The organism is Pseudarthrobacter sp. GA104, from assembly GCF_009741265.1.
Classification (GTDB): Bacteria; Actinomycetota; Actinomycetes; order Actinomycetales; family Micrococcaceae; genus Arthrobacter.
This window is the reverse complement of sequence record NZ_WOWL01000001.1, coordinates 719,256-735,078: the sequence shown is the minus strand read 5'-3', so window position 1 is coordinate 735,078 and position 15,823 is coordinate 719,256. Positions and strand designations below refer to the sequence as shown.

Genomic DNA, 15,823 nt, shown 5'->3' with positions numbered 1-15,823 from the left:
AGGGGAGATCCATGGCTGCGATCAACCGTGACGACGTCGCGCACCTCGCGCGGCTCGCTCACATTGAGATGAGTGACCAAGAGCTGGACAGGATGGCCGGCGAACTCGCTGTCATCGTTGATTCGGTCAAATCCGTCAGTCAGGCCGCCGGCGACGACGTCCCGGCCACCTCACACCCCATTCCGCTGAGCAACGTGTTCCGCGAAGACGTTGTGGGCCACACCTTCACGGCGGAGCAGGCACTCTCCGGGGCGCCGGACTCCGACGACAACCGTTTCAAGGTCCCGGCAATCCTGGATGAGGCATAAACCCATGACTGACACGAACAAACTCATCCGCCTCTCCGCCGCCGAGCTCGCCGAAAAGCTGGCCGCCGGCGAGGTCACCTCCGTGGAGGTCACCCAGGCGTACCTGGACCGGATCGCGGAGGTGGACGGCGGCGAACGCGGCGTCAACGCGTTCCTCCACGTCAATGCAGAGGAAGCGCTCGCCGTCGCCGCCGAGGTGGACGCCATCCGCGCCGCCGGCGGTGCGGAGGCCGAAGCGCTGCATGTCCTCGCGGGCGTGCCCATCGCCGTGAAGGACCTCATCGTCACCATCGGCCAGCCCACCACCGCGGGATCCAGGATCCTCGAAGGCTGGCACAGCCCGTACGACGCCACCGTCGTCGAGCGCCTGCGCGCCGCGAAGATGCCCATCCTGGGCAAGACCAACCTGGACGAGTTCGCCATGGGCTCCTCCACCGAGCACTCCGCCTACGGCCCCACCCGCAACCCCTGGGACCTGGACCGCATCCCCGGCGGGTCCGGCGGCGGGTCCGCTGCCGCCGTCGCCGCCTTTGAGGCGCCCCTCGCCCTCGGCACCGATACCGGCGGGTCCATCCGCCAGCCCGGCGCCGTCACCGGCACCGTGGGCGTGAAGCCCACGTACGGCAGCGTCTCGCGCTACGGGGCCATCGCCATGGCGTCCTCGCTGGACCAGATCGGGCCGGTTTCCCGGACCGTCCTGGACTCCGCGCTCCTGCACCAGGTCATCGGCGGACACGATCCCCGCGACTCCACCTCGTTGCCGGACCCGCTCGCCGACCTCGTCGCCGCTGCCAGGACCGGCAACGTTGAAGGCCTGCGGATCGGCATCATCAAGGAGCTGCACGGCGAGGGCTACCAGGCCGGCGTCGAAAACCGCTTCAATGACGCCCTGGAACTCCTCAAGGAGGCCGGCGCGCAGATCGTTGAGGTTTCGTGCCCCAACTTCCAGTACGCCCTGGGCGCCTACTACCTGATCATGCCCTCCGAAGCGTCCTCCAACCTCGCCAAGTTCGACGGCGTCCGGTACGGCCTGCGCGTCCTCCCCGAAGAGGGCCCCATGACCATCGAACGCGTCATGGGTGCCACCCGCGCCGCCGGTTTCGGCGATGAGGTGAAGCGCCGCATCATCCTGGGCACCTACGCCCTGTCCGCCGGCTACTACGACGCCTACTACGGCTCGGCGCAGAAGGTCCGGACCCTGGTGCAGCGCGACTTCGAGGCAGCGTTCACGGTGGCGGACGTGCTGATCTCGCCCACCGCCCCCACCACGGCCTTCCGCCTCGGCGAGAAGCTGGACGACCCCCTGGCCATGTACCTCAACGATGTCGCCACCATCCCGGCCAACCTGGCCGGCGTTCCCGGGCTCTCCCTGCCGGGCGGCCTGGCGGACGAGGACGGGCTGCCCGTGGGCATACAGCTGCTGGCCCCTGCCCGCGAGGACGCCCGCCTGTACCGGGTGGGCGCCGTCCTGGAATCGCTGCTCGAGGCGAAATGGGGCGGTCCGCTGCTGGCCCAGGCCCCGGCGTTGGCCGCCTCGGGGGCCGGGCCTGTCGAAACCCTTGTTGGAAGCCAGGAGGCAAAATAATGAACAATGAAGCAATCCTGAGCTTCGAAGAGGCCATGGAGAAGTACGATCCCGTCCTGGGGTTCGAGGTCCACGTTGAACTCAACACCAAGACCAAGATGTTCTCCTCCGCCCCGAACGTTTTCGGCGACGAGCCCAACACCAACGTCAACGAGGTGGACCTTGGCTTGCCGGGCGTCCTGCCGGTGGTCAACAAAACGGCGGTGGAATCCTCCATCAAGATCGGCCTTGCCCTGAACTGCAAGATCGCCGAGAGCTGCCGGTTTGCCCGGAAGAACTACTTCTACCCGGACACCCCCAAGAACTTCCAGACGTCCCAGTACGACGAGCCCATCGCGTACGACGGCTACCTGGACGTCGAGCTCTCGGACGGCACCGTGTTCCGCGTGGAAATCGAGCGCGCGCACATGGAGGAGGACGCCGGAAAGCTGACCCACATGGGCGGGGCCACCGGCCGCATCCACGGGGCCGATTTCTCCCTGGTGGACTACAACCGCGCCGGCGTTCCGCTGGTGGAGATCGTCACCAAGCCCATCGAGGGCGCCGGCTCCCGCGCACCGGAGCTGGCGAAGGCCTATGTGGCGGCAGTCCGCGAGATCGTCAAGAACCTGGGCGTGTCCGACGCGAAGATGGAACGCGGCAACGTCCGCTGCGACGCCAACGTGTCGCTGCGCCCGCACGGCCGCGAAAGGTTCGGCATCCGGTCCGAAACGAAGAACGTGAACTCGCTGCGCGCCGTCGAACACGCCGTCCGCTACGAGATCCAGCGCCACGCCGCCGTCCTGGACGCCGGCAACCCCGTGGTGCAGGAAACCCGCCACTGGCACGAGGACACCCGCACCACCACCTCGGGCCGGCCCAAGTCCGATGCCGACGACTACCGCTACTTCCCGGAACCGGACCTGGTTCCCGTGGTGGCTTCCCGCGAATGGGTTGAGGAACTCCGGGCCACCCTGCCCGAGCCGCCGGCCGCCCGCCGCAAGCGCCTCCAGGCCGACTGGGGCTACTCGGACCTGGAGTTCCGCGACGTGGTCAACGCCGGCGTCATGGACGAGATCGAGGAAACCATCGCCGCCGGGGCCTCGGCCTCCGTGGCCCGCAAATGGTGGATGGGCGAGATCGTGGGCCGGGCCAAGAACGCTGACGTGGACCCGGGCCAGCTAGGCGTGCAGCCCGCCACCATCGTGGAGCTTGCCCGCATGGTGGAGGAAGGCAAGATCAACAACAAGATGGCCTCGGAGGTGCTGGACGGTGTCCTCGCCGGCGAAGGCTCCCCGGCGGAGATCGTGGAGACGCGCGGCCTGGCCGTTGTTTCCGACGACGGGCCCCTGCTTGAGGCCATCGACGCCGCCCTGGCCGCGCAGCCCGACGTCGCGGACAAGATCCGCGGCGGCAAGGTCCAGGCCATCGGCGCGATCGTGGGCGGCGTCATGAAGGCCACCCGCGGCCAGGCCGACGCAGCCCGGGTCCGCGAGCTGATCCTGGAGAAGCTGGGCGTCACCGCCTAACCTCCTCCCATCCCAACCGGGTAGCGCGAAGTGTCGTTTTGAACGCTCATAACGACACTTGGCGCTACCCGGTTTTTCTTTAAGTACTCAGGTGCGTGCGCCGCGAAAGTACTTATGTTCACTGGCTGGACGCGGTCCTACACTGAAGCGCAGGACACCGGTGCGGGGAACAAACGGGCCGGTGCCGCCGGAGATGCTGTGTGGGAGGAATGGACATGTCCGTCAGGGATCCGCTGAAGATTCGCAAGGGCCTGCTCGCCGGAGCCGTGGCACTGACCTTGACGGGGGCCGGGGTGGCCTTTGCCTGGGCCGCCGACTCGCCGCAGCCCTCCCCGTCGCAGTCGGCGCCGGGGCAGGAGAACCGGCCGGCCAAACCGGACAAATCCCAGCGCCCGCAGCACCTGCACAGCGAGGGCGTGGTTAAGAAAGCGGACGGCACCTTTCAAACCGTCCTGGAACAGCGCGGCACGGTGGAGTCCGTCAGCGACACCTCGATCACCGTCAAGAGCGAGGACGGCTACTCGCAGACCTACGCGGTCAACGCGGAGACGAAGATCAAGCAGGTACCTGCCCCCGCCGCCGACGGCTCGTCGGCAACGCCCGACGGCGGCAAACGGCTTAAGCCAACGGACGGAACCATCGCGGACATCGCCGCCGGCGACACGGTCCGGATCTCCGGCGTCAGGAATGGGGACCAGGCCATGGCAGAGCGGATTGTTGAAGGTGCCGGTGAGGGTCCGGGACTCGGGCTGGGTCGGGGCCACGACAAGGGCCACGGCCACGAAAAAGGCCACGGTAAACGCCATGCAAAGTAGGTAGCAGCAAGTGTCGTTTTGACCCCTCAAAACGACACTTAGTGCTACCTAGTTGGGTCAGCCCTGCTCCACCAGCCCGGCCATGATCTCCTGCAGCGCCTCGGAGACGATCGTGACCGAACGGCGCTTCAGGTTCTCCGGCCGGGCCAAAAGGTCGATCCGGCGCCGGGTGCTGATACCGGCCAGCGGCCGGAGCACGATGTCCGGATTGAGCACCGGTCCGGCGGTATACCTCGGGAGCAGGCCCACCACGCCGCCGGCAGCAACCAGGGCCGCCACCGTGGAGTAGTCGTTGATCCGGTGGACGATGTTCGGCTCACGGCTGGAAACGGCGGCGACGGCGGACAGCACGTCGGCAGGAGAGTATCCGCTGTGGCTGGTCACCCAGGCCTCGCCGCCGACGTCGTCTGCCGTCACCGCAGCCTTGGCCGCGAGGGGATGCCCGGCCGGCAACGCCACGTCCAGCGGTTCGTGCGCCAGTGGTATCACGGTGACCCGCTCGGCCGGCCACCGCGGGCTGTGGTCCATCCTGTGGGCGAGCACCAGGTCATAGCGTGCGGTCAGGGCGGGAAAGTCCTGCTGGGCCACGTCCTCGTCCGAGAGTTCTATGCGCGGCTGGCCCGGGGCGTCAAGGATCCGCGCCAGCGGGGCGAACACCGCCTGGCCGGCACTGTGGAACCCGCAGAGGGTCACCCGTCCGGCGGAAGAGCCGTGATAGTTGCCGATGGCGTCCCGTGCGTCGGCCATGGCACTGACGACGGCGGCCCCGGCGTCGGCCAGCACCTGGCCTGCCTCGGTGAGGACCAGGTTGCGGCCCTCCTTGCGGGTGAGGGGAACGTCGATCTTCCGCTGCAGCAGCGCCAGTTGCTGGGACACGGCTGACGGGGTGACCATGAGGGTGTCGGCCACGGCCTTGACGCTTCCCAAGGCGCCTAGTTCCCGGAGGATTTCAAGCTGGTGGATCTCCATCCCGCCAGTCTACGCATTAGGAAAGCTGCATCGTCGATTGAGAATTTCGCTGTTGTGCTAAAGCTTTCTCCTCGCTCTAATGGGGAAGGCAGGACATGCCAAGGACAGACAAAGAGTGAGGAAGCCGATGAAGGCTTTGTACAAGGCCGGCCCACAGGCCGGCTTCGAACTGGTGGAGCGCCCCGAACCCGAGGCAGGCCCCGCGGACGTGAAGATCCGGGTCATGACCACCGGGATCTGCGGCACGGACCTGCACATCCAGTCCTGGGACTCCTGGGCACAGGGGATCATTGAAGCCCCCCTCATCCCGGGCCATGAGTTCTACGGTGAAGTGGTGGAAATCGGCGAGGACGTCCGCGACGTCAAGGTGGGTGACCGGGTCTCCGGCGAAGGCCATGTTGTCTGCGGGATCTGCCGGAACTGCCGGGCAGGCAGGCGCCAAATGTGCATCCACACCGTGAGTGTAGGTGTGCAGCGGGACGGCGCTTTCGCGGAGTATGTGGTGATCCCGGAAACCAATGTCTGGGTCCACACCGACCCCTCGGTCACCCCGGAGCTGGGCGCCATCTTCGACCCCTTCGGCAATGCAACGCACACTGCCCTGAGCTTCCCGCTCGTGGGCGAGGACGTGCTCATCACCGGCGCCGGACCCATCGGCCTGATGGCCATCGCCGTCGCCCGCCACGCCGGCGCCCGCAAGATCGCCATCACCGACGTGTCCCGGCCCCGCCTGGACCTCGCGCGCCGGCTGGGTGCCGACCTGGCCATCGACGTCTCCACCACCCGTGTCCGGGATGCCCAGCGCAGCCTGGGCATGCGGGAGGGCTTTGACATCGGAATGGAAATGTCCGGCCACCCCGGCGCACTGCCCGAGATGATCGACAACATGAACCACGGCGGCCGGATCGCCATGCTGGGGCTGCCCAGCCAGGACATCATCATCGACTGGGGCAAGGTGGTCACCCACATGCTCACGCTCAAAGGCATCTACGGCCGCGAAATGTATGAGACCTGGTACGCCATGAGCGCCATGCTCAGCTCCAACCCCGTGCTGCACGCCGGAATTTCCGCCGTCGTCACTGACACCCTGCCTGCCGGCCAATGGGAAAAAGGCTTCGACCTTGCCCGCAGCGGCACAGGTGGCAAAGTTGTCCTCGACTGGACCCAACTCTAAGGAACGCCATGTACACCTCGATCAAGGACCAGCTGAGCACCGAGCTGGAGGACATCCGCAGCGCGGGCCTCTTCAAGACCGAACGCAGCATCAGGTCCCCGCAGTCCAGCCACATCACGGCCGGACGGATTGGGCAGCAGGGAGCGGATGTGCTCAACTTCTGCGCCAACAACTACCTCGGCCTGGCGGACCATCCGGAGATCATCCGCGCGGCCAAGGACGCCATGGATGAGCGCGGCTTCGGCATGGCCAGCGTGCGGTTCATCTGCGGCACCCAGGACCTGCACCTGGCACTTGAATCCCGCGTCTCCCGGTTCCTCGGCACTGAGGACACCATCCTGTTCTCCAGCTGCTTCGACGCCAACGGCGGGGTGTTCGAGTCCCTGTTCGGGCCGGAGGATGCCATCATCTCCGATGCCCTGAACCACGCGTCCATCATCGACGGCATCCGCCTCTGCAAGGCGCGCCGCTACCGCTACGCCAACCAGGACATGGCCGACCTGGAGGCCAAGCTTGTGGAGGCGTCCACGCAGGACCAGCCCGCCCGCCGCAAGATCATCGTCACGGACGGGGTCTTTTCCATGGACGGGTTCCTGGCCCCGCTTGAGGCCATCTGCGACCTTGCCGAGAAGTACGACGCCATGGTGATGGTTGACGACTCGCACGCCGTCGGCTTCATGGGGCCAACCGGTGCCGGCACGCCGGAACATGCAGGCGTTTCGCACCGCGTCGACATCTACACCGGCACGTTCGGCAAGGCACTGGGCGGAGCATCCGGGGGCTATGTGTCCGGCCGCGCGGAAGTGGTGGCGATGCTCCGGCAGAAGGCCCGCCCGTACCTCTTCTCCAACTCGGTGGCCCCCGCAATCGTCGCCGCCACCATCAAGGCCCTGGACCTGGTGGAGAACTCGGCGGACCTGCGGCGCACGCTCTTCGAAAACGCCGCCCTGTTCCGCCGCCGGATGACGGAGGAGGGCTTCGACCTCCTGCCCGGCGAACATGCCATTGTTCCGGTCATGTTCGGCGACGCCGTGATGGCTGCCAAGGTTGCCGACCGGATGCTGCAGCATGGCGTCTTTGTCACCGCATTCAGCTTTCCGGTGGTTCCGCGGGGTGCCGCGCGGATCCGGGTGCAGCTTTCAGCTGCGCACTCAGCGGACGACGTCGAAGCCTGCGTGCGTGCCTTCGTCGCCAGCCGGGCGGAAGTGGCAGGCTAAGACAGGAAGCGCCGGCACCGACTCTGCGAGGATGGAGAAATGGCAGCACATTACGATGTCCTGATCGTGGGCGGCGGCATTGCCGGACTGTCCCTGGCGTCCGCGCTGGCGGGCAGTTGCAGCGTGGCGCTGGTGGAGGCCGAGCAGGAGCTGGCGTACCACACGTCCTCCCGCTCGGCCCGCCAGTTCATCCCCAGCTACGGCCCGCCGGTTGTCCAGGCACTGACCGTCCGGACTCTTGAGCTGCTTGCCGCCCGCGATGCGCAATTGCCTGAACCCATACTGACGCCGCGCAGCTTCATGCTGATCGGCTCCGAGGAAGCAGTGGCTTCTGAAGCGAGCGGACTCATGCGGTCCATCACCCCCGCTGAGGCTCTGGAGCTTTGCCCGGCACTGGTCCCCGGCACATTCCAGGCCGCCGGACTGGATGAAGGGTCCTTCGGCTGTGATGCGCCACGGCTCCTGGAGGACCACCGGCAGCGCGCTGCGGCGGCCGGAGCGGACATCATCACGGGCGCCAGGGTGCACACCGCCCAGCGCCTCGGCTCCGGCTGGCAGGTGGGGGCCGGGACGGAGGGCTTCCAGGCGGGCGTCCTGGTCAACGCCGCCGGCGCCTGGGCGGACGAACTCGCCGTCATCAGCGGCGTGGAGAAGCTGGGGCTGCAGCCGTACCGGCGCACCGCGGCGATTGCCGCCGTCGAACATCCCCTGCCTGAACGCTGCCCAATGGTGGCTGCAGCGGACAGCACGTTCTATTTCCGCCGGGACGGCGACGACGTCCTCATCTCGCCGTCTGAATCGGAGCCGAGCGGACCGGAGGACGCCCGTCCCCGGCCGGGGGACATTGAGCGGCTGGTGGGCAGGCTGAACCAGGTGACAACCCTCGGAATCAAGGACATCCGCCGGGCGTGGACAGGATTGCGGACGGAAGCGGCCGACGGCGTCCCCGTGGCGGGGTTCGACGCCGAAGCTCCGGGCTTCTACTGGCTGGCCGGCCAGGGCGGCTACGGTTTCCAGACCTCTTCGGCCATGGCTGAGCTCGCGGCCGCCCAGATCCTGGCCGGCCAGGGCGGTGCGGCTGCCGCAGCCGGCACGGATGGTCCGGCATCCCGGACAGCGCAGGCACTGGCGGCCACCCGCTGGTCTGTCCGACGCTGAAGAATGGCTGTATGAGTACGCTGATCACCAATATTGCCGAGCTGATGACACAGGACCTGGAGCACCGGGTCCTGAAGGATGCAGCAGTGGTGGTCGAGGGCGAGCGGATCTCCTGGATCGGTGCCGCAGCCGATGCTCCGGCCGCGGACGACGCCGTTGATGCCGGCGGCCGGGCCCTGCTTCCCGGCTGGGTGGATTCCCATACCCATCTGCTGTTTGCCGGTGACCGGACGGCAGAGTTCGAGGCGCGGATGGCGGGGGAGTCCTACTCGGCCGGCGGGATTGCGGTGACCATGAAGGCCACCCGTGCCACCTCCGACTTCGACCTCACCCGCCTGGCGCTGGGCCGCGTGGCCGAGGCTGTCTCGCAGGGGACCACCTACCTTGAGACGAAGACCGGCTACGGCCTCGACGTCGAACACGAGGCCCGGAGTGCCCGCATCGCCTCCACTGTGGCGGACCAAGCCACGTACCTTGGGGCGCACCTGGTGCCTTCCGGGCAGGACCCGGAAGCCTACACGGACCTGGTCTGCGGCCCCATGCTCACCGCCGTCCGGCCCTACGTGCAGTGGGCCGATGTCTTCTGCGAGGAAGGGGCGTTCACGGCCGGGCAGTCCCGCCGGGTCCTGGAGGCCTGCCGTGACGCCGGGCTGGGGCTGCGGGTCCACGGAAACCAGCTCGGTGAAGGCCCGGGCGTGCAGCTCGCGGTTGAGTTCGAAGCCGCCAGCGTGGACCACGTGAACTACCTCGCGGACAAGGATGTGGACGCACTGGCCGGAACCTGGGCCGGCTGGGATGCCGGCAGCGGAACGGGGCCGCGCGGAACCGTGGCGACATGCCTGCCTGCCTGCGACCTCTCCACGCGCCAGCCGCTTGCGCCCGCGCGGGTGCTGCTGGACAGTGGCATCCAGGTGGCGCTCGCCTCCAACTGCAATCCGGGCACGTCCTACACAAGCTCGATGGCATTCTGCGTCACCACCGCGGTGCTGCAGATGCGGCTCAGCGTCCATGAAGCCGTCCGTGCTGCGACGTACGGCGGCGCCCTGGCCCTCCATAGGGACAAAGGCAACGACGCGGACGGCGAGCGTGCGGTGGGCTCGATCGCCGTCGGACACCGTGCGGACCTGCACCTGCTGAATGCGCCCTCGGCCACCCACCTTGCCTACCGGCCGGGCATGCCCCTGACGTACGCTGTATGGCGGGCCGGCCGGCGGGAACGGTAGCTCGTGGCCGCTTAAATGACGTTATCTGATCATTAGGGTTCTGTTATGATCAAGAAACGTCATCATAGCCGGTGGCGGGAGCTTTTGGAGGCCTTGCATGACCCGCACCGACCGTTTGACGGCAATCCTTGACCTCCTGGCCAAGTCCGGCCAGGTGGAGGTCGACGAGATCGTGAGTACCCTGAATGTCTCGCCTGCCACCGCGCGGCGGGACCTCGATAGTCTCGCTAAGCGCCGGCTGCTCACCAGGACCCGCGGCGGTGCCACCACGGGAGCCCTCGCCTATGACCTGCCGGGCCGGTACAACCGTGACGACCATGCCGAGGCCAAGGAACAGATTGCCCAGGCCGCGTCCGCGCTGATTGCACCCGGGGCCGTGATCGGCCTCTGCGGCGGCACCACCAGCACCGCCCTGGCGCAGATCCTGGCCACCCGCGAGGACCTCAACGCGCCGTCCAACCAGCCCACCCTGACGGTGGTGACCAACGCCATCAACATCGCCGGGCAGTTGGCGGTCCGGCCCAACATCAAGGTGATGGTCACCGGGGGAATCCTCAACCCGCGCTCCTACGAACTGGTGGGGCCGTACACGGACATCATCATGCAGAAGGTGGTGCTGGACATTGCCTTCATCGGCGTCAACGGCATCGATCCCGAAGTGGGGCCCACCAACACAGGGGAGGGCGAAGCTTCGGTCAACGCCCTGCTCGCCAGCAGGGCACGCGTCTCCTACGTGCTGGCTGACTCGTCCAAAGTGGGCGTGCGCGCCTTCGCAACCATGGACGGGTACAACTTCACCCGGCTGATCACCGATGCCGGAATTTCCGCCCGGGACAAGGCGGCATTCGAGGCCAACGGCACGGAAGTGATCGTCGCCGGCAGCTGAGGCACGGGGCCTGTGCGGCTTCCGGCCATGTGGCGCGGGCAGGACAGCGAGGGGTACAGGACACTGACGGGTAATCAGCCCGGATCCAGAAACTGAAGGCAAGATGGGAACATGCTGGTTCCCTCCCGCCGCCGACTGCGGCTCGAAGTCTGGATTGTCCTGGGCCTGTCCTTGGGGCAGTCTGCCGTGTACTCGGTGGTGCAGCTGCTGGACAAGATGACCCGCGCGCCGCTGGCGGAAGGCACCTCCACACTCAACCGCTCCCAGAGCACGCGCGAATACTTTGACCTCACGTACCAGCTGTTGGACATACTCTTCGCCCTGGTGCCCGTGATGCTGGTGATCTACTTCCTCAGCGACCAGCGGCAGGCCGCATCCGGCGACGGCACCAGCCCTCGTTCAGCCTTCCAGAAGCTGGGTTTCAACTTCGCACGCCCGGGCGCGGACCTGCTCCAGGGCCTGGGGCTGGCGGCACTGATCGGCATCCCGTCCCTTGGCCTGTACGCCGCCGGCAGGGCGCTGGGAATCACCACGGCCATTATTCCCAGCGCGCTGGATGCGTACTGGTGGACGGTGCCGGTGCTGATTCTGTCCGCGATGCGCCACGCCGTGGTGGAGGAAGTCATCGTGGTGGGGTACCTGTTGAACCGCTTTGGAAAGTTCGGCTGGAGCATCCCGCTGTCCATCCTGGCGAGCTCGCTGCTGCGCGGCAGTTACCACCTGTACCAGGGGTTCGGGCCCTTTATCGGGAACTTTGTCATGGGCGTTCTTTTCGCGTGGCTGTACACCCGGACGCGGCGGGTGATGCCCCTGGTGATCGCCCATGCCCTGCTGGATATCGTCGCTTTTGTAGGCTTCAGCCTCTTCGGCAAGGCCGTGGGGTTGGGCTAGGTGCCTGGGCACACTAGATCCAGGACAAGCACGACGACGGCGGCACGCGGTCAGGCGGGCGGCACGCGTTCAGGCGCGTGGGGCGTGCAGGAGCCGCTCCAGGGCTTCTTCTCCCGGGGAGAGGCCGATGTATGCAAAGTCCGGCGGCCTGCCGGTCACGGACCCTGCCCCGCCTGAGACGGACTTTACTTGATGGGGCCAGTGGGGTGGTTCCCAGTCCTGGTGTTCGCTTGTGTAGTGGCGGCCAGCGGGTGAGGTCCAGCCGGGTGGTTCGGTTTTTGTTGCCGGGGTGGGTTTCCAGCCGCTGGTGTGGCGGAGTTTGTGGTGTTTCGGGCAAGGCTGTCCCAGGTTCGAGACTCCTGTGGTGCCGCCGTTGTGCCAGGCGAGGAGGTGGTCGGCTTCGTTGTCGAGGGAGTGGTTGTTGCAGCCGGGGAAGGGGCATCTGCCGTCCCGCAGCCTGAGCCAGTTCCGCATGGCCTTGGTCACCCGGTAGCTGGTGCGGCCGATTTCCAGCGGCGCCCCGTCCCGCGGGTCCACGAGGACGCGGTGGAACGAATCCGCCCCGGTCGCGACGAGGTCCCGGGCCATGGAGGGCGGGATGGGTCCGTACCCGTCCAGCATGGCCGGTTCCTCGGTGAGTCCCAGCAGGGAGAACACCGGCACGGTGACCAGTACCTCGGCCCGGACTGGCGCTTGGTTTGGACCGGTTCCCTCGCCGCCGTCGCCGGCACCGGGTGCACCGGTAACGCCGCTGGTGTTGCCGCTGTTGAGGAGCCCTTCGGCGAAACTATCCGCCCGGAGCTGGGTGAGGGTGCGGTGCTCGTTCGGCCCCTGCATGGTCCGGGAGAGCGCGGTGAGCTTGTTCCAGAGGGCCGTGGCCTGGTGGGCGGGCAGGTAGGCGGAGAGCCAGGCCATCCCGTCCTGGTCGGGCCGGTATTCGACCCGCCGGTCCGAAACCCCTTGGGCGTGGCGTTTTTCGATGGAGTCGGCGTGGTGGCGTTCGCGCCAGGTGCGCGCCTTGGCCCGGAACCTATACGCGGGGACCTCCCCGATCGGGGCAGCCGTGGCTGGTTTTGGTGTGTCCGGGTCCAGGAAGTGGGCTTCCAGGGCGGCGGCGCCGGCGGGGTCAAGGGTGGCGGCCTCGTCCACCATGACGGTGGCGTGCTGCCAGGAGATGGTGCCGTTGTGCAGGGCTGCGAGGGTCCGGGGCAGGGAGGTGGTCAGGGCGTGGGAGCGGGCCAGCAGGGCGCCGGCTGCCCGGTCACCGATGGCCATGACACAGCTGATCTCGGCGGCGATAGCCCTTTCAAGCGCCTGCACGGCCGCGTCCGGCGGGGCGGCCGCCCGTGCTGTTTCGGCGTAAGTCCCTGCTGTTTTGGCCACCAATCCAGCAATTCTGGCCTGGACCCCGGCGGCCCCGGCAAGGATGTCCAGGCACCCGTCGGCCAGCCCGGCCAGCGGATCAGCAGCGGAAAACGGCTCCGAACCGCACCCGTCCGCCTCGGCAATGAGCACGGCAAGAGCGGCATTCATGTCCGCAAACGCCTTCGCCACCGCCGCTTTCCCCATACCAACATCATCGCGGGAGGGTACGACATTATTGGGGCCGGGTTTCTGCTTCGGAAATGGATTCGGCCGCCATCGGCAGGTGACGCCGTTGTCACCTGCTGATGGCGGCCGAAGACGAGGAGGGCACGGGGCCCACACCGTGCCGGGCTTGCCGGCACGGTAACCAAGGTAAGGGTCAGATTGTGACGGCCCCGTTGCCGGTCTCGAAAGTTACCGAGAGGATCCCGGGGGTTCCGTGCGGAGCCACCCACTCCACAGCGACGTCCTCCAGCGGCTTCTCGACGGGTTCGCCCAGCCACTCCGTAACCCGGGCTGCGGAACCGGCAATGGTGAGGCAGCTCATCTTGACGTTGCTCTCGTAGGCGTTGGACGGGTGCAGGGACGGATCCCCCTCCCACTTGAGCATGTAGGGAACCTGGGGGTCGGCAATCAGGCCCAGGATGCCAATCTGCTTCCAGACCAATTCGCGGCCATCGGGGAACTTGCGGTTTCCGTTGACGGCGGAGCGGCCCAGCCGCTCCTCGAAGGGAGCCAGGTCGTCCACCTCGACGCACCAGCCCATCCAGCCGCCGCCTGCGGCAGACCGTGCACGCACAGCCTGCCCGAAAGGGGCCTTGTCGGAAGCGGGGTGGTCCAGGACCTCCACCACCTCGACGTATTTGTGCCCCGCGAGCGGGATGATCATATTCCGGGTTCCGAACCGCGGGTGCACCCCGCCCTTCACTGCCTCAACGCCGAGGGCAGAGGAAATACGTTCGGTGGTGGCAGCCAGGCCATCGTGTTCACAGGCGTAAGAGACGTGATCCATGCGCATGCCAACATCTTGGCACTTTGTGATCGGCCTCTCAGCTAAGGGTACCCTTACCAGGATTTTCCATCCGGGACCCCTGATTTCAACCTATTCCCGGGCGGAGATCAGGGGGACTATGTTCGTCACAATCCTGTCCCGCGCCGGTTTCATGTTCCTACACTGGGCTCAGGTCATGAGTGCCAGCGCCAAGCCCCGGCTCGCTGGCCGGCAACCCTCCATCCGCGGTGGGGTGCCCCGGATGAGGACCTGGCTGTCCGGCAACGGCCGGATGGCAAGCGCGGCCCGCGGTGCCTACAGCATGCCGGGCCCATGTCAGAGGAGCCTTAGTTGTCCAACGGATGGTCTTTTGAAACCCGCCAGATCCACGCAGGACAGGAGCCGGACAGTGCCACCGGCGCCCGTGCACTCCCTATCTACCAGACCACGTCCTTCGTATTCCCAAGCGCGGAAAGCGCCGCCAACCGTTTTGCCCTCGCTGAACTGGCGCCGATCTACACCCGCATCGGTAATCCCACCCAGGATGCCGTGGAACAGCGGATCGCCAGCCTTGAGGGCGGATTGGGAGCACTCCTGCTGAGTTCAGGACAGGCAGCAGAGACTTTCGCTGTCCTCAATATCGCCGAGGCGGGGGACCATATCGTTGCCAGCCCCAGCCTGTACGGCGGGACTTACAACCTGTTCGCACACACCCTGAAGAAGTTCGGCATTTCCGTGACCTTCGTGGCGGACCCGGACAACCTGGACCAGTGGCGTGACGCGGTCCAGCCAAACACCAAGCTCTTCTTCGCCGAAGTGGTGTCCAACCCCCGCCAGGACGTCCTGGACATCGAGGGCGTGTCAGGCATCGCCCATGATGCCGGCGTGCCCCTGATCGTGGACAACACCCTGTCCACCCCGTACCTGATCCGGCCGCTGGAATGGGGAGCGGACATCGTTGTCCATTCCGCAACCAAATACCTGGGCGGCCACGGATCCGCGATTGCCGGGGTGATCGTGGACTCCGGCAAGTTCGACTTCGGCAAGGACCCTGCGAGGTTCCCGGGCTTCAACACCCCGGACCCCACCTACAACGGGCTGGTGTACGCCCGGGACCTCGGCAAGGACGGTGCCCTGGGCGCCAACCTGTCCTATATCCTCAAGGCCCGCGTCCAGCTGCTCCGGGACCTGGGCTCCGCAGTCTCCCCGTTCAACGCGTTCCTGATCGCCCAGGGCCTGGAAACGCTGAGCCTGCGGGTGGAACGCCATGTTGCCAACGCCACGGAAGTGGCGCGCTGGCTGGAAGGAAGGGACGACGTCGAATCCGTCGCCTACGCGGGGCTGCCCTCCAGCCCGTGGTACGAGCGGGGCCGCAAGTACGGGCCCAAGGGCACGGGCGCGATTGTCTCCTTCAACCTGGCTGGCGGGGCCGAGGCCGGCAAGCGCTTCGTTGACGCGCTGGAGCTGCACTCCCACGTGGCAAACATCGGCGACGTCCGCTCCCTTGTCATCCACCCGGCGTCGACCACCCACAGCCAGCTTTCCCCGGAGCAGCAGGCCGTCGCCGGCGTGACTCCCGGCCTGGTCCGGTTGTCGGTGGGAATCGAACACATCGATGACATCCTGGCGGACCTCGAAGCGGGCTTTCGGGCAGCAAAGGACGCGACCGGGGCCTAGCCGGACGCACAAATAACCCGAGACGGCGGCACGCCGGGGAAGTCACAACCAGTCAC

14 protein-coding genes and 1 riboswitch are annotated in these 15,823 nt (G+C 67.0%); of the genes, 11 read left to right on the top strand and 3 right to left on the bottom strand.

Annotated elements, in window-relative coordinates:
- Positions 1 to 11 precede the first annotated feature (11 nt).
- The 4 genes from gatC to GK109_RS03325 all read left to right on the top strand — a co-directional run bounded on the left by gatC (position 12) and on the right by GK109_RS03325 (position 4,216).
- Positions 12 to 308: an Asp-tRNA(Asn)/Glu-tRNA(Gln) amidotransferase subunit GatC gene (gatC, locus tag GK109_RS03340; protein ID WP_059319419.1), complete on the top strand. Its 297-nt coding sequence runs from the start codon at positions 12 to 14 to the stop codon at positions 306 to 308.
- Positions 309 to 312: 4 nt separating this feature from the next.
- Positions 313 to 1,893, top strand: a complete 1,581-nt coding sequence (gene gatA / locus GK109_RS03335; protein WP_157238660.1) for an Asp-tRNA(Asn)/Glu-tRNA(Gln) amidotransferase subunit GatA — start codon at positions 313 to 315, stop codon at positions 1,891 to 1,893.
- Positions 1,893 to 3,401, top strand: coding sequence for an Asp-tRNA(Asn)/Glu-tRNA(Gln) amidotransferase subunit GatB (gatB, locus tag GK109_RS03330; RefSeq protein ID WP_157238659.1), 1,509 nt, complete (start codon positions 1,893 to 1,895; stop codon positions 3,399 to 3,401). Before gatA ends, gatB begins: the two co-directional genes overlap by 1 nt.
- Before the next feature lie 215 nt (positions 3,402 to 3,616).
- Complete coding sequence (locus tag GK109_RS03325; protein WP_157238658.1) at positions 3,617 to 4,216, top strand: DUF5666 domain-containing protein; 600 nt, start codon at positions 3,617 to 3,619, stop codon at positions 4,214 to 4,216.
- A 57-nt stretch (positions 4,217 to 4,273) separates the two neighbouring features.
- On the opposite strand, the gene GK109_RS03320 is transcribed toward GK109_RS03325, so the two are convergent.
- Positions 4,274 to 5,185 (bottom strand): LysR family transcriptional regulator, encoded by a 912-nt coding sequence (locus tag GK109_RS03320; RefSeq protein ID WP_157238657.1) that lies wholly within the window; start codon positions 5,183 to 5,185, stop codon positions 4,274 to 4,276.
- A 127-nt stretch (positions 5,186 to 5,312) separates the two neighbouring features.
- Here GK109_RS03320 and tdh point away from each other — a divergent pair, with 127 nt between their 5' ends.
- The 6 genes from tdh (at position 5,313) to GK109_RS03290 (ending at position 11,734) form a co-directional block, all read left to right on the top strand.
- Complete coding sequence (gene tdh / locus GK109_RS03315) at positions 5,313 to 6,359, top strand: L-threonine 3-dehydrogenase (RefSeq protein WP_157238656.1); 1,047 nt, start codon at positions 5,313 to 5,315, stop codon at positions 6,357 to 6,359.
- An 8-nt stretch (positions 6,360 to 6,367) separates the two neighbouring features.
- Complete coding sequence (locus GK109_RS03310) at positions 6,368 to 7,576, top strand: glycine C-acetyltransferase (RefSeq protein WP_157238655.1); 1,209 nt, start codon at positions 6,368 to 6,370, stop codon at positions 7,574 to 7,576.
- A 39-nt stretch (positions 7,577 to 7,615) separates the two neighbouring features.
- A complete protein-coding gene (locus GK109_RS03305) occupies positions 7,616 to 8,734 on the top strand; it encodes an FAD-binding oxidoreductase (RefSeq protein WP_157238654.1) in 1,119 nt (372 codons plus the stop codon).
- Between the two features lie 11 nt (positions 8,735 to 8,745).
- Positions 8,746 to 9,957: an imidazolonepropionase gene (gene hutI / locus GK109_RS03300; protein ID WP_157238653.1), complete on the top strand. Its 1,212-nt coding sequence runs from the start codon at positions 8,746 to 8,748 to the stop codon at positions 9,955 to 9,957.
- A 97-nt stretch (positions 9,958 to 10,054) separates the two neighbouring features.
- Positions 10,055 to 10,843 (top strand): DeoR/GlpR family DNA-binding transcription regulator, encoded by a 789-nt coding sequence (locus GK109_RS03295; protein WP_157238652.1) that lies wholly within the window; start codon positions 10,055 to 10,057, stop codon positions 10,841 to 10,843.
- Between the two features lie 111 nt (positions 10,844 to 10,954).
- Complete coding sequence (locus GK109_RS03290; protein WP_157238651.1) at positions 10,955 to 11,734, top strand: CPBP family intramembrane glutamic endopeptidase; 780 nt, start codon at positions 10,955 to 10,957, stop codon at positions 11,732 to 11,734.
- A gap of 69 nt (positions 11,735 to 11,803) precedes the next feature.
- Here the strand turns inward: GK109_RS03290 and GK109_RS03285 are convergent, their stop codons facing one another.
- Positions 11,804 to 13,303 (bottom strand): HNH endonuclease signature motif containing protein, encoded by a 1,500-nt coding sequence (locus GK109_RS03285; RefSeq protein ID WP_157238650.1) that lies wholly within the window; start codon positions 13,301 to 13,303, stop codon positions 11,804 to 11,806.
- Between the two features lie 175 nt (positions 13,304 to 13,478).
- Positions 13,479 to 14,117, bottom strand: coding sequence for a VOC family protein (locus GK109_RS03280; RefSeq protein WP_157238649.1), 639 nt, complete (start codon positions 14,115 to 14,117; stop codon positions 13,479 to 13,481).
- 165 nt (positions 14,118 to 14,282) lie between these two features.
- Positions 14,283 to 14,398: riboswitch (SAM riboswitch) on the top strand.
- 43 nt (positions 14,399 to 14,441) lie between these two features.
- Here GK109_RS03280 and GK109_RS03275 point away from each other — a divergent pair.
- Positions 14,442 to 15,767 carry a bifunctional o-acetylhomoserine/o-acetylserine sulfhydrylase gene (locus GK109_RS03275; RefSeq protein WP_157238648.1) on the top strand — a complete coding sequence of 442 codons (1,326 nt, stop codon included), beginning with the start codon at positions 14,442 to 14,444 and terminating at the stop codon, positions 15,765 to 15,767.
- Positions 15,768 to 15,823: the final 56 nt, after the last annotated feature.